Source organism: Microbacterium sp. NPDC091662 (assembly GCF_044756705.1).
Lineage (GTDB): Bacteria > Actinomycetota > Actinomycetes > Actinomycetales > Microbacteriaceae > Microbacterium.
This window is the reverse complement of sequence record NZ_JBIVTM010000002.1, coordinates 669,515-682,668: the sequence shown is the minus strand read 5'-3', so window position 1 is coordinate 682,668 and position 13,154 is coordinate 669,515. Positions and strand designations below refer to the sequence as shown.

Sequence of the window (13,154 nt, the reverse complement as noted above, 5' to 3'; positions counted from 1 at the left end):
AGACGGAAGAGGCCGACCGGGGTCCGTGCTCGGGTGGGGATGGTGCGGTCGCGGGGCGGTCGCTACGCTCGGGGGCAACCGGGACCGCCCGTGCGTTCCCTCCCGCCCCGTCGACAGGACAGCACATGACGAACCCCCCGTTCCCCGAACCGCCTGCTCCCGATTCCTCGAACCCCGCGCCGCCGCCCGCCGCGGCACCCACGCCGCCTCCGGCCGCGCCCGCTGCGGCCCCGACCTGGGATGCCGCGCCCGGTTCGGCGCCCGCCGCCGGCTACCCGGCTCCCGCAGCGCCCGCGTATCCGCAACCCGAGCCGACCCCGCCGGGACGTGTGCTGTCGATCGTCGGCCTCGTCCTCGCATTCGTGGCGGCACCGATCGGCCTCATCCTGAGCATCGTCGCCGCTGTGAAGCTCGGCAAGGCCGGGCAGCCGAAGGGACTCGCGATCGCCGGGATCATCATCGGTGCGATCCTGACCATCGCCGGCATCATCGGGATCATCCTGTTCGCGACCGTCATCGCCGGCCTCGTCGGCATGTGCGCCGAACTGGGCACCGGGGTCTGGGAGGTCAACGGCGTCACCTACCGGTGCGGCTGACCCGCACTCGGCGGGAAAGCGAGAGGGACCGGATGCGACACGCATCCGGTCCCTCTCGCCGTCCGTGACGGCTACTTCTTGTAGTTCGGAGCCTCGACCACGATCTGCACGTCGTGCGGGTGCGACTCCTTGAGCCCCGCCGAGGTGATGCGCACGAACTTGCCGCGCGCCTTGAGCTCTTCGATGGTGCGCGCGCCGACGTAGAACATCGACTGACGCAGCCCGCCGACCAGCTGATAGGCGACGGCGGAGAGCGGTCCACGGTAGGGCACCTGTCCTTCGATGCCCTCGGGGATCAGCTTGTCGTCGCTGGGGACGTCGGCCTGGAAGTAGCGGTCCTTGGAGTACGAGGTCTGCTTCCCACGGGTCTGCATGGCCCCCAGCGAACCCATGCCGCGGTACTGCTTGAACTGCTTGCCCGACTGGAAGACGATCTCGCCCGGGGACTCGTCGGTCCCGGCCAGGAGCGAGCCCAGCATCACGGCATCGGCGCCGGCGACCAGGGCTTTGGCGATGTCGCCGGAGTACTGCAGCCCGCCGTCGGCGATCACCGGCACCCCGGCGGGACGCGCGGCGAGCGACGCCTCGTAGACCGCGGTCACCTGGGGAACGCCCACGCCTGCGACGACGCGCGTGGTGCAGATGGACCCGGGACCGACGCCGACCTTGACCGCGTCGACACCGGCATCGACGAGCGCCTGGGCGCCCTCGCGGGTCGCGACGTTTCCGCCGATGATGTCGATGTGCTCGAACGTGGTGTCGGCCTTGAGGCGGCGGACGAGATCGATGACGCCCTGCGACTGGCCGTTGGCGGTGTCGACCACGAGCACGTCGACGCCGGCGTCGCGCAGCGCCTCTGCACGCTCCCAGGCGTCGCCGAAGAACCCGATCGCGGCGCCGACTCGGAGGCGGCCCTGGTCGTCCTTGGTGGCGAGCGGATACTTCTCGCTCTTGTCGAAGTCCTTGATCGTGATGAGACCGGCGAGCTTGCCGTCGCCGTCGATGAGCGGCAGCTTCTCGACGCGGTGCTTGGCGAACAGCGCGATGACCTCGCCGGCTGCGACGCCCACGGGGGCGGTGACGAGGTTCTCGCGCGTCATGACGTCCTTGACGAAGGTGGTCTGACGCTCGAAGCCCGAGACGAACCGCATATCGCGGTTCGTGATGATGCCGACGAGCTTGCCCTCGTCGTCGACGACGGGAAGACCGGAGATGCGGTACTTCGCGCAGAGGTTGTCGACCTCTTCGACGGTAGCGTCCTGCGTCGTCGTGATGGGGTCGGTGATCATGCCCGACTCGCTGCGCTTGACACGGTCGACGTGCGCGGCCTGATCGGCGATGGAGAGGTTGCGGTGCAGGATGCCGATGCCGCCCTCACGGGCCATGGCGATCGCCATGCGGGACTCGGTGACCGTGTCCATCGCGCTCGACAGCAGCGGAGTGGCGACCGAGATGCGGCGCGTGATCCGCGACGAGGTGTCGGCCTCGCTGGGGATCACATCGGTGTGCCCGGGCAGCAGCAGCACGTCATCGTACGTCAGTCCGACGAAGCCGAAGGGATCGTGCTGTTCCATGGATTCTCCTTCTGCGCGAGTCGCGCATGTCCGAGTGCGAGGGGGTGGTCGACGTCGGCCGGTGCGGGGCCGCGGCCCGTATGAAGATTCTAAGCGAGACACGCCCGAGAACATTCCCAGAGCCCCGTCGTTACCGGACTGTTGGCAGCGACCGTAGGCGAATCGCCGATCGCGCATTACGCTCAAGTGCGTCGTCCATCCCCGCGGTCGACCCGACACCGCGGAGACACAGCACTCAAAGTGGAGGTTGCGTGGGACCCACAACAATCGCCGTGCAGCGAAAGCGCCCCTGGGTGGTCGCGCTGCTCGCTATCCTCATGGCGCTCACCGCGTTCGTTCTCATGCCCCCCTCATCGGCTTCGGCCGAGACGACGGACGACGGGCAGGAGGTCACGGAGTTCTACTTCGCCGGTGTCGTCACCTTCGACGATCAACCGGTCGAAGGCGTCGTCATGTCCATCGAGGGCAAGGGCTTCAAGGGTGAGACCGAGACCGACGCCGACGGCAAGTGGCGTCTCTACGTGCCCGAGAAGGAGAAGTACACCCTGACGGTCGACGAGTCGACCCTGCCCGAGGGCGTGATCGTCGATGCGACCCAGCTGCCGGAGGGAACCCAGCCGATCGCGGGGACGACCGCCTCCTTCGAGGTCGAGTTCGGTCTCACCGGGACCAAGATCATGAACCTCTTCCTCGGCGAAGGGCAGCGGGTCACGGTGTCATTCATCGATCAGCTGCTCTCGCGACTGGTCGGCGGCCTGAACTTCGGACTCCTGCTCGCCCTCGCCTCGATGGGTGCCGCTCTCATCTACGGCACCACGCGGCTATCGAACTTCGCGCACGCCGAGATGGTGACGTGGGGTGGTCTCGTCGCCCTCGTCACGACCACGTTCTGGCATCTCCCGCTCTGGCTCGGCATCGCCGCGGCCGTGATCGGCGGTGGCCTGTTCGGGTGGGCGCTGGATGCGGGCATCTGGCGCCCTCTGCGACGACGGGGCCTCGGGGTCGTCCAGCTGATGATCGTCAGCATCGGCCTCTCGCTCGCGCTGCGCTACGCCTTCCAGTTCATGATCGGCGGAGGCACGTACCAGCTCCCCGGTGCCAGCCCCACCCCGATCCAGTTCGGACCGATCTCGCTGTCCTACATCGACATGATCGCGATGGGCGTGAGCATCGTCGTCATCCTGGCCGTGGCGTTCTTCCTGACGCGCACCCGCATCGGCAAGGCGACGCGCGCGATCTCCGACAATCCGCAGCTCGCCGCCGCCTCCGGCATCGATGTCGACAGGGTGATCCGCTACGTCTGGATCCTCTCCGGCACATTGGCCGCGATCTCCGGTATCCTCTGGGCCTACTTCCGCCCGGGTGTGAAGTGGGACATGGGGATGCAGATGCTGCTGCTGATCTTCGCCGCCATCACGCTCGGCGGTCTCGGCACGGCGTTCGGCGCTCTCGTCGGCTCCCTCATCGTCGGCATCGCGGTCGAGGTCTCGACCCTCTGGATCCCGTCCGACCTGAAGTACGCGAGCGCCCTCGTGGTGCTCATCGTCATCCTCCTCGTGAGACCGCAGGGTCTGCTCGGACGCAGGGAAAGGTTGGGCTGATCACCATGGACTTCGGAAGCATCTTCTCGAACACGGCCGTCTACCTGTTCAGCCCCGTCACCATCGCCTACGCCCTCGCGGCGACCGGCCTCGCCGTGCACTTCGGCTACGCGGGTCTTCTCAACTTCGGCATGGCCGCTTTCATGGCCATCGGCGGTTACGGCTACGCCATCTCGGTGCTGAGCTTCGGCCTGCCCTGGTGGATCGGCATGCTCATCGGTCTGCTCGGCGGCGCGTTCTTCGCCGTGCTCCTGGGCATCCCGACGCTGCGTCTGCGCGCCGACTATCTCGCGATCGCGACGATCGCGGCCGGCGAGATCATCCGCCTCCTTTTCACGACGCAGCTGTTCGACGAATGGACCAACAGCGCCGACGGCCTCGCGCAGTACAACGGAGGGTTCCGCGATGCGAACCCCATCCCGCCGGGCACCTACGGGTTCGGCCCCTGGATGTACAGTGCGAACGACCTCTGGAACCGTGTCTTCGGCGTGATCGTCCTGGCAGTCGCCATCCTGCTCGTGTGGGCCCTGATGCGCAGTCCGTGGGGCCGGGTCCTCAAAGGCATCCGCGAGGACGAGGACGCCGTGCGCTCGCTCGGCAAGAACGTCTTCGCCTACAAGATGCAGGCGCTCGTCGTTGGTGGTGTGATCGGCGCCGCAGGCGGGATCATCTTCGTCCTCCCCTCCGCGGTCGTCCCGGGCAGCTACTCGACGTCGCTGACGTTCTTCCTGTGGACCATCCTCCTTCTCGGTGGCGCGGCCACGGTGTTCGGGCCCACTCTGGGCGCAGTGCTGTTCTGGGTGGTGTTCGCCTTCATGGCCAACCTGCTCCCCTCGATGGCGAAAGCCGGCCTGCTGCCGATGTCGGACAGCCAGGCGTCGACGCTGGTGTTCGTCTTCGTCGGCATCGCGCTCATGCTGCTCGTGATCTTCCGCCCACAGGGCATCCTCGGCGACAAGAGGGAGATGACCTTTGTCAAATGAACTGACCCCCGAGCAGGTGCCCGGCCCCGGTGACGATGCCGCGACGGCCGCGCCGTCCACCGGGAGCATCCGCCGCCCGAAGACGACCGGTCTGACCAAGGGCGAGGTGAAGCCCGGCGTCGCCAAGGTGGACCCGATCCTCGTGGTCGACGCGGTCCAACGTCGTTTCGGTGGTCTGACCGCCGTCGACGTCGATCACCTCGAAGTGCCCCGCGGCGCCATCACCGCACTGATCGGCCCGAACGGCGCCGGCAAGACGACGCTCTTCAACCTGCTCTGCGGATTCGACAAGCCCAACAGCGGCACCTGGTCGTTCGACGGCACGAGCCTCTCCGGAGTGCCGTCGTTCAAGGTGGCCAGGATGGGCCAGGTGCGCACGTTCCAGCTGACCAAGTCGCTCTCGCTGCTCACGGTCCTCGAGAACATGAAGCTCGGTGCTCCCCATCAGCGCGGGGAGGGATTCTGGTCGAGCCTGTTCCCCTTCCTCTGGCGCGCACAGGACACCGAGATCGAGGGCAAGGCACGCGAGCTGCTGACGCGCTTCAAGCTCGACGCCAAGGAGAAGGACTTCGCCGCCTCGCTCTCGGGCGGTCAGCGCAAGCTTCTCGAGATGGCCAGGGCGCTGATGAGCGACCCGACGCTGGTGATGCTCGACGAGCCGATGGCCGGCGTCAACCCCGCCCTCACACAGTCCCTCCTCGACCACATCCTCGATCTGAAGGAGCAGGGGATGACCGTGCTGTTCGTCGAGCACGACATGCACATGGTCCGCCACATCGCGGACTGGGTGATCGTGATGGCCGAGGGCCGCGTCGTCGCGGAAGGGCCTCCCGACGAGGTCATGGAGAACCCGGCCGTCGTCGACGCCTACCTCGGCGCGCATCAGGACCTCGACCTGGGAGCGGTCACCGGGCGCATCCCCGTGCTCGAGGACGCCGCGGCGATCCGTCTCCGCGAGAAGATCGAAGCAGAAGCGGAGGCCGAGCTCGAAGCGAGCGATCCCGTCTCCGGTACCGAGGGGAAGGGCAGCGCATGAGCGCGGAGACGCCGACGAACGCACCGCAGACCGTGCCGCAGGACGACATCGTCGTCGAGCTGACCGATGTCCACGCCGGATACCTCCCCGGCGTGAACATCCTCAACGGCGCGAACCTCGTCGCCCGGCAGGGAGAGCTGATCGGGATCATCGGCCCGAACGGCGCCGGCAAGTCGACCCTGCTGAAGGCGATCTTCGGCCTGGTGAACGTGCGCAGCGGTGACATCACGGTGAAGGGCGAGAGCATCGTCGGCCTGAAGGCCGACAAGCTCGTCCGGCGCGGGGTCGCGTTCGTGCCGCAGACGAACAACGTCTTCCCCTCTCTCTCGATCGAGGAGAACCTGCAGATGGGGCTCTATCAGAACCCCAAGATCTACACGGAGCGGCTCGAGTTCGTGACCGGCATCTTCGCCGAGCTGGGAAAGCGGCTCAAGCAGCGCGCAGGCTCCCTCTCCGGTGGTGAGCGGCAGATGGTCGCGATGTCACGCGCCCTGATGATGGACCCTTCGGTGCTGCTGCTCGACGAGCCGTCGGCCGGCCTCTCCCCCGTGCGACAGGACGACGCGTTCATCCGGGTGTCCGACATCAACAAGGCCGGCGTCACGACGATCATGGTGGAACAGAACGCTCGCCGCTGCCTGCAGATCTGCGACCGGGGGTACGTGCTCGACCAGGGCAAGGACGCCCATGAGGGCACCGGGCGGGATCTGCTGAACGACCCGAAGGTGATCGGCCTCTACCTGGGAACCCTCGGCACCGACGCGGCCTGAAGCGCCGACACGACGCGGCCTGAAGCGCCGACACGACGCGGCGACACCACGACAGGACGACACACGACAAAGGCCCCGGATCGGATCCGGGGCCTTCGTCATGTGATCGATCGATCAGTTGGTGCGGGTGATCATGTTGTCGGCACCGTACTTGTAGATGCCGATCGATGCGCCCTGCGGGTCGCCGGCCTCATCGAACGTGATGTCGCCGGAGTAGCCGTCGTAGTCGGCCGTGCCGCCGTCGTTGATGATCTTGGCGCAATCGGCGAAGCTGGTGCACTTCTTGCCGTCGCCGGAACCACCGGAGACCTCCTGCATCTTGGCCGCGATGTCCGCGCCCTCGGTGGAGCCGGCCGCGAGCGAGGCCAGAGCCACGAGGATGACGGCGTCGTACGCCTCAGCCGCGTAGGTGAAGTCCTTGACCTCGGGGTTGCCCTCGCCCGTCCAGTAGTCCTGCAGACGCGAGGTGAAGTCATCCGCCAGAGCAGGACCGGCCTTGGTTCCCTGCGCGCCCTCGAGCGAGACCGGGATCTCCGTGCCGTAGTCGGACAGGTTGCCGTCGACCATGTAGAACTTGTCGGCCGAGATGCCGGCGTTCACCAGCAGCGGCGCGATGGTCTTGAACTGGTCGAACGACACGATCGCGACCGCGTCGGGGTTCTGGGCCTTGATCGACTCGACCTGCGCGTCGAACTGCGCATCGCCGACGTTGAACGAGACCGACTCGACGACCTCGCCTCCGGTGCTCTCGAACGTCTTCGTGATGGCGTCGTTGAGGCCGGTGCCGTACGCGTCGTTCTGGTAGATGATGCCGAGCGTCTTCGCGCCGTCCTCGGCGATCAGGTTGCCGAGCACCTCGCCCTGCAGCAGGTCGCTGGGGGCCGTGCGGAAGTACAGACCGTCGTCATCCCACGTGGTGAAGTCGGGCGACGTGTTCGATGCCGAGATCTGGAGGATCCCTGCGCTCACGTTGCCGTCGAGGATGAGCTTGGAGACGCCCGAAGCGGCCGCACCGACGATGGCGGAGACGCCGGCGCCCTGCAGCTTGGTGATCGAGGTCTCGTAGGCCTTGGTGTCGGTGTCGCCCTCGTCTTCGGCCGTCAGGTCGATCGTGACACCGGCGGCGGCGTCGTTGACCTCCTGGACTGCGAGTCCGACACCGGATTCCATGGGCGGACCGAGGAACGCCAGCGAACCGGTCTGCGGAAGCAGCGAACCGAGCTTGAGCGTCAGGTCGGCGGCTGGCTTGTCGCTGCCGCCGCTCTCCGAGCTCGGAGTGCTGCTGCAGCCGGCGATGACGATGGCGGATGCACTGATCAGTGCGATCCCGGCGAAGACCTTCGCTGTGCGCGAGCCCTTCAATGCGTTCATGATGCTCCCTTGCGTAACTGAACGTGGATTGTGGCCACAATCGGGTGCTCTAACACTAGGGCGTGAGCCCCGCGCGCAGGGGTCGCAAGTATCTCGGTGCGTTAACGATCCGACACCGGGTTCCCCACCTGATGAGCCCCGGAATCAGGCCGGTTCGACCCGCGGAATCCTGCGGCCCCGACGCGCGGCGAGGAGGAGGTCGACGATGAAGATGCCGATCGCGACCCACACGATGATGAAACCCGCCCAGCGTTCGGCCGGCATCGGTTCGTACAGGACCAGGACACCGATGAGGAACTGCATAACGGGGGTGATGAACTGGATCATCCCGATCACGGTGAGGTTGATGCGACGCGTCCCTGCGGCGAAGAGCAGCAGTGGAACCGCCGTGGCGACACCGGCGAAAGCCAGCAGCAGCGCGTGCGCCCACCCGTTCGCACCCATCGTGATCCCCGTGGTCTGTGCCACGAGGATCAACTGCACCACGGCGATGGGGATCAGCCAGAACGACTCCAGCGTCAGACCGCTGACCGCATCGACGGCAGGACCGATCTTCTTCTTGATGAGCCCGTAGACCCCGAAGGACGCGGTGAGCGACAGCGCGATCCACGGGAACTCCCCGTAGGCGACGACGATCACGATGACGGCGATCGCGGCGATGGCGATGGCGGCCCACTGCAGCCGGCGGATGCGCTCCTTCAGCACGAAGACGCCCAGCAGCACGGTCGTGATCGGGTTGATGAAGTAGCCCAAGCTCGTCTCGACCACGTTGCCGCTGAGGGTTCCGATCAGGAACACCTGCCAGTTGACGTAGATCAGCAGCCCGGCAAGCGCTGTCCAGGCCAGCAGCTTCGGCTGTCGGATGATGGCGCCGAACGCCGCCCATCCGCGCATGACCGTGAGCAGCAGGAGGCAGAAGACGAACGACAGCAGCACCCGCCAGGCCACGACCTCCCACGGCCCCGTCGGAACCAGGAGGAGGAAGTAGAGCGGTAGAACACCCCAGAGGAGGTACGCCCCACCGGCGTAGGCGACTCCGGCGGACTGCGTGGCGCGGGTAGTCGACTCTGGGGGCACCGCACAACCCTATGCCCGCGGTGCCCTGACGAACGGCGCCGCCCGACCCCTCGGTCGCAGTTTGGCAGGAATCGGATGCCCGCTGGCGGACGCAGAGGGGCCCGGATGCGATGCGCATCCGGGCCCCTCGAGGACCTTGCTCCGCCCCTCACGAGAGGCGGGAATCAGGTTCCGCAGATCAGCGGACGACGACCGCCAGGACGTCGCGAGCCGACAGGACGAGGAACTCGTCTGCGCCGAACTTCACCTCGGTGCCGCCGTACTTGCTGTAGAGCACGCGGTCGCCGACGGCGACGTCGAGCGGAACACGGTTGCCGTTGTCGTCGATGCGGCCGGGGCCGACCGCCACGACCTCGCCCTCCTGGGGCTTCTCCTTGGCGGTGTCGGGGATGACCAGGCCACTCGCGGTGGTCTGCTCGGCCTCGACCTGCTTGATGACGATGCGGTCCTCGAGCGGCTTGATGGAAACCGACACGGTCTACCTCTTCTTTCTTGACGCTGACACGAAAGACTTGTTCGCACTCTCAACCCGAGAGTGCTAATCCAGTCTAGGCGCTCGGCTGGCACTCACGCAATGCGAGTGCCAGTGCCCGCTGCGGTTCGGCCCGTTGCACGGGCAATTAGGCTGAGCACGTGGAGATCTCCGAGCTGCGCGCCCTGCTGACCCCCGCCGGTCTCGAGCTGCTCGACGCGGTCGGGACCATCGGATCGACCGCCGACGTCGCCCGCGCCGTCTCCCGGTTGCGCGCGGCCGGGCACTCCCCCGAGCTGGTCTCCGCCGTCGTCGGCCAGGCCCACCTGCGGTCCAAGGCCGCGGCGAAGTTCGGACCCTTCGCCGCACGCATGCTGTTCACCCGCGCGGGGCTGGAGCAGGCGACGAGGCTCGGGGTCGCGGCCCGGCACGCGCAGCGGATCCGTCACGCCGGGTTCACCCGTGTCGCCGACCTCGGCTGCGGCATCGGCGGGGACGCCCTCGCCTTCGCCGGTGCCGGACTCGATGTGCGTGCCGTCGACGCCGACGAGGTGACCTCGGCGATCGCCGCCTACAACCTGGCCCCGTTCGGCGGCAGCGCGGTCGTGGACCACCGCACGGCCGAAGATGCCTTCTCCTCGCTGGAGCCGGGAGGCGCGGTCTGGATGGACCCGGCCAGACGCACTTCGGGGCACAGCGAGACCCGACGCGTCTCCGCCGACGACTACTCCCCCTCGCTGGACTGGGCGTTCGACGTGGCGGACCGCCATGCGACCGGCATCAAGCTCGGACCGGCGCACGACCGTGACACGCTTCCCGCCGACGCCGAGGCGCAGTGGGTCAGCGCCGACGGCAGCGTCGTCGAGCTCGTCGTCTGGAGCGGTGCTCTCGCCCGGGAAGGAGTGCGCCGCGCGGCCCTCGTGATCCGCGACGAGCGCTCGCACGAGCTCACGGCACCGGCTGACGCCCCCGACGAATCCGTGCGCGAGCTCGGCGCGTTCCTGCACGAACCGGACGGCGCCGTGATCCGTGCGCGGCTGATCGGCGAGGTCGCCCGGAGTCTGGAGGCGGGGATGCTCGACGAGCACATCGCCTATCTGACCTCCGACGCGGCGTTGACGAGCCCGTTCGTGCAGTCGTTCCGGGTGCGCGAGACCCTGCCGGCGAACGCCAAGGCGATCAGCGCCGCGCTCCAGGCGCAGGGCATCGGGCGCCTGGAGATCAAGAAGCGCGGAGTCGACGTCGATCCCGCCGCGTTCCGCAAGAAGCTCACGCTGCGTGGGGACCAGGAGGCGACGCTCATCCTGGCCCGCATCGGCGATCAGCGCCGTGCGATCCTCGCCGACCGGGTGCCCGCGGCGAACTGACCCCCGCTCAACGCTCCGCGTCGCGACCCGGCGGCTCGACCACGATGGGGTCACCGGGGGGCGCGTCGACTCGGACGGTGTCGCCCGACCCCACCTCGGTCACCGGCGCATCGGTGATGGTCAGGTAGGGCGTCTGCTGCGGCGTGTAGCGCAGTTCGAGCAGCACGACCCGCGACACGACGCCGTCCGGGCCGGCATCGGCGACCTGTACCCCGAGTCCCTCCTGCAGAGCAGTCTCGAACCGCGAGCACGACACCGCAGCCTCGGCGTCGACGATCAGACATCGCTCCGTCGCGCCTTCTTCGGCCACGCGGTCGGCGACCCAGACGTCACCGCCGCGGAATCGACCGACCAGCGAGAGGCCGAGCTCGTAGCCTTCCTCGACAAGCGCCTCGGCGCGTTCGCGTTCAGCGCCCTCGAACCACCCCAGGATCGAGGAAGCCATACCCCACCGTTGAAGAGTCACCATCGGTTCTCCGGTGGTGGAGAGCACCAGGCTGGCGTTCACCACCTCGCTCGCGTCCTCCTCTTCTTCGCCGGTGTCGGGTGGCACGGGCAGCGACGCAGAGAGCCCGCTACGGATCTGATCCTGCGGAAGACATGTCGTCTGCGACTGGGAGCCGACGTCCAGGACCAGGCACCGGCTCTTCCCGTCGTCCTGGGTCGCGTACCAGGCGAGTGCCACGTCGCTCTGCGCCACTGCGCGCACGGAACCGGGATCGAACACCTCGGGGTCCGCCTGCAGCGCCGCCCGGCGCTCCTGTTGCTCACCGGTGAGGGGAATACCCTCGGGTCGCGGAGCGAACAGTGCCCATCCGGCGGCGATGCCGGCAAGGAGCAGCACCGCCGCGACGACGAGAAGCCGCGGCGCGTGATGAGCGAGCGAGCGAGCGAGCGTCTCCGGCCGATCGGAGGAGAGGGACTGATCCGGCGTCTGCACCGCGTCCTGGCCACTCGAGTCGGGCTCCGCAGCGGCGTCGGCGTGATCGGCGATCGGTTCCGACGGAGGAGCGGCGTTCGGCGGAGCGCCCGCGTGAACGGGACGGACAACTGCGCGACGCGCCCGTTCGAGCACGTCCAGACGCTCGGACTCCGCCTCGGTCAGCGCCCCGTCACGACCATAGGCCCGCTGCTGCAATACGCGCAGTTCCTGAGCCTCCCCCTCACCCAGCACCGCTCATACCTCCCGCCCGTGTGATGACCAGGAACGACGGGCCCTGGCGCGCCGCGAGCTCCAGGTGCGTCACGGCGCCGGTGTCGGCATCGACGACGTTGAGCACCAGGCTCGCGTCCTGATCCTGCATCGTCTCCGGATCCACGCAGGTCATCGGCGAATCCGGGCTCGACCCGCCATGGATCAGGCATCGGCTCTGCGATTCCCGCTGCGTCGCCATCCAGACCGGAACGTCACCGTCGTAACCGACCACCCAGAGCGAGTCGCCCTGGAAGCCCTCGTCCACGAGGCGCACCGCGGTCTGCGACTCCGCCTGCGTGGAGTACGTGACGCCTCCGGGGCCCGTGTCGTAGTCATACGCGTTGACGGCGACGGCGGGGTCGCCCGAGGGAGCGAGCAGCATCTGCGCGGCGACCTGCCGCTGCGTGGACGCGGTGCCGCTGACGGTGATGACCCCGTAGATCCCCGCCTCTTCGACCGCTTCGGTGCGGTCACAGCTCGGCACCACGACCTCTCCGGCGCGCAGGATCAGACAGGTGCGCTGCTGCTTCTCCTTGGTGGCCGTCCAGATCACGGCCCCCTCCTCGACCGCGAGCGCACGGACGGAGCCCGCATCGAAGTCACCGCCGCTCTCCAACTCCCGCTGCCAATCATGTTGCTCGGCGGTCAACTCGACGGACGTGATCCCGGTGATACCGGTGGCCAGCCAGCCGACCCCCAAACCGACCACGAGGATTGTCACCGCCAGACCTGCGAGAAGGCGCCAATGCGACCGGAGGGGGAATGACAGCGGCGAGAGAGCCACCTCGGCATCCGTGGATTCGGAGGCGTATCCCTCCGCGTCGCGTTCTCGGCCGCCGACCTCGCGCCCCTGTCCGATCACGGGTCCAGGGATCGGTGCGGGTCCAGGGATCGGTGCGGGGTCGGGATCCGCGCGGTCGGGATCCGCGCGGTCGGGATCCGCGCGGTCGGGATCCGCGGCGTCGTGGTCCCCGAGCTCGGCGACGCCCGCGACCCGGCGACGCTCCAGCTCGCGCAGTCGAACGGCGTCTGCGTCAGTGAGCGCGGCCTCGCGCCCGTAGGCCCGTGCCTGCAGGGAAGGCAGTTCCTCGAGCTCGGCCGGGTCGAGCATC

Annotated in this window: 12 protein-coding genes; 6 read left to right on the top strand and 6 right to left on the bottom strand. The window is 68.0% G+C overall.

Annotation, left to right across the window (positions count from 1 at the left end; genetic code table 11):
- The first annotated feature begins 125 nt into the window (after positions 1 to 125).
- The gene (locus ACIQLD_RS16600) at positions 126 to 596 is read left to right on the top strand and encodes a DUF4190 domain-containing protein (RefSeq protein ID WP_402609730.1); all 471 of its coding nucleotides are present in this window, start codon (positions 126 to 128) and stop codon (positions 594 to 596) included.
- A 71-nt stretch (positions 597 to 667) separates the two neighbouring features.
- Here ACIQLD_RS16600 and guaB read toward each other — a convergent pair whose 3' ends face one another.
- The gene (gene guaB, locus ACIQLD_RS16595; RefSeq protein ID WP_402609728.1) at positions 668 to 2,170 is read right to left on the bottom strand and encodes an IMP dehydrogenase; all 1,503 of its coding nucleotides are present in this window, start codon (positions 2,168 to 2,170) and stop codon (positions 668 to 670) included.
- Between the two features lie 317 nt (positions 2,171 to 2,487).
- On the opposite strand from guaB, the gene ACIQLD_RS16590 reads away from it, so the two are divergent.
- From ACIQLD_RS16590 to ACIQLD_RS16575, 4 genes are all read left to right on the top strand, one after another.
- Positions 2,488 to 3,771: a branched-chain amino acid ABC transporter permease gene (locus ACIQLD_RS16590; protein WP_402610294.1), complete on the top strand. Its 1,284-nt coding sequence runs from the start codon at positions 2,488 to 2,490 to the stop codon at positions 3,769 to 3,771.
- Positions 3,772 to 3,776: 5 nt separating this feature from the next.
- Positions 3,777 to 4,754 carry a branched-chain amino acid ABC transporter permease gene (locus ACIQLD_RS16585; protein ID WP_402609726.1) on the top strand — a complete coding sequence of 326 codons (978 nt, stop codon included), beginning with the start codon at positions 3,777 to 3,779 and terminating at the stop codon, positions 4,752 to 4,754.
- 67 nt (positions 4,755 to 4,821) lie between these two features.
- A complete protein-coding gene (locus ACIQLD_RS16580) occupies positions 4,822 to 5,790 on the top strand; it encodes an ABC transporter ATP-binding protein (protein ID WP_051668050.1) in 969 nt (322 codons plus the stop codon).
- Positions 5,787 to 6,560: an ABC transporter ATP-binding protein gene (locus ACIQLD_RS16575; protein ID WP_402609724.1), complete on the top strand. Its 774-nt coding sequence runs from the start codon at positions 5,787 to 5,789 to the stop codon at positions 6,558 to 6,560. Before ACIQLD_RS16580 ends, ACIQLD_RS16575 begins: the two co-directional genes overlap by 4 nt.
- 114 nt (positions 6,561 to 6,674) lie before the next feature.
- On the opposite strand, the gene ACIQLD_RS16570 is transcribed toward ACIQLD_RS16575, so the two are convergent.
- From ACIQLD_RS16570 to groES, 3 genes are all read right to left on the bottom strand, one after another.
- Positions 6,675 to 7,931, bottom strand: a complete 1,257-nt coding sequence (locus tag ACIQLD_RS16570) for an ABC transporter substrate-binding protein (RefSeq protein ID WP_402609722.1) — start codon at positions 7,929 to 7,931, stop codon at positions 6,675 to 6,677.
- A 144-nt stretch (positions 7,932 to 8,075) separates the two neighbouring features.
- Positions 8,076 to 9,008: an EamA family transporter RarD gene (gene rarD / locus ACIQLD_RS16565; RefSeq protein WP_402609720.1), complete on the bottom strand. Its 933-nt coding sequence runs from the start codon at positions 9,006 to 9,008 to the stop codon at positions 8,076 to 8,078.
- A 178-nt stretch (positions 9,009 to 9,186) separates the two neighbouring features.
- Positions 9,187 to 9,483 carry a co-chaperone GroES gene (gene groES / locus ACIQLD_RS16560; RefSeq protein ID WP_017203655.1) on the bottom strand — a complete coding sequence of 99 codons (297 nt, stop codon included), beginning with the start codon at positions 9,481 to 9,483 and terminating at the stop codon, positions 9,187 to 9,189.
- 158 nt (positions 9,484 to 9,641) lie between these two features.
- On the opposite strand from groES, the gene ACIQLD_RS16555 reads away from it, so the two are divergent.
- Positions 9,642 to 10,847, top strand: a complete 1,206-nt coding sequence (locus ACIQLD_RS16555; protein ID WP_402609718.1) for an SAM-dependent methyltransferase — start codon at positions 9,642 to 9,644, stop codon at positions 10,845 to 10,847.
- Between the two features lie 7 nt (positions 10,848 to 10,854).
- Here ACIQLD_RS16555 and ACIQLD_RS16550 read toward each other — a convergent pair whose 3' ends face one another.
- Positions 10,855 to 12,021, bottom strand: coding sequence for a hypothetical protein (locus tag ACIQLD_RS16550; RefSeq protein WP_402609716.1), 1,167 nt, complete (start codon positions 12,019 to 12,021; stop codon positions 10,855 to 10,857).
- Positions 12,011 to 13,153 (bottom strand): hypothetical protein, encoded by a 1,143-nt coding sequence (locus ACIQLD_RS16545; protein ID WP_402609714.1) that lies wholly within the window; start codon positions 13,151 to 13,153, stop codon positions 12,011 to 12,013. Before ACIQLD_RS16545 ends, ACIQLD_RS16550 begins: the two co-directional genes overlap by 11 nt.
- Between the last annotated feature and the right edge of the window lies 1 nt (position 13,154).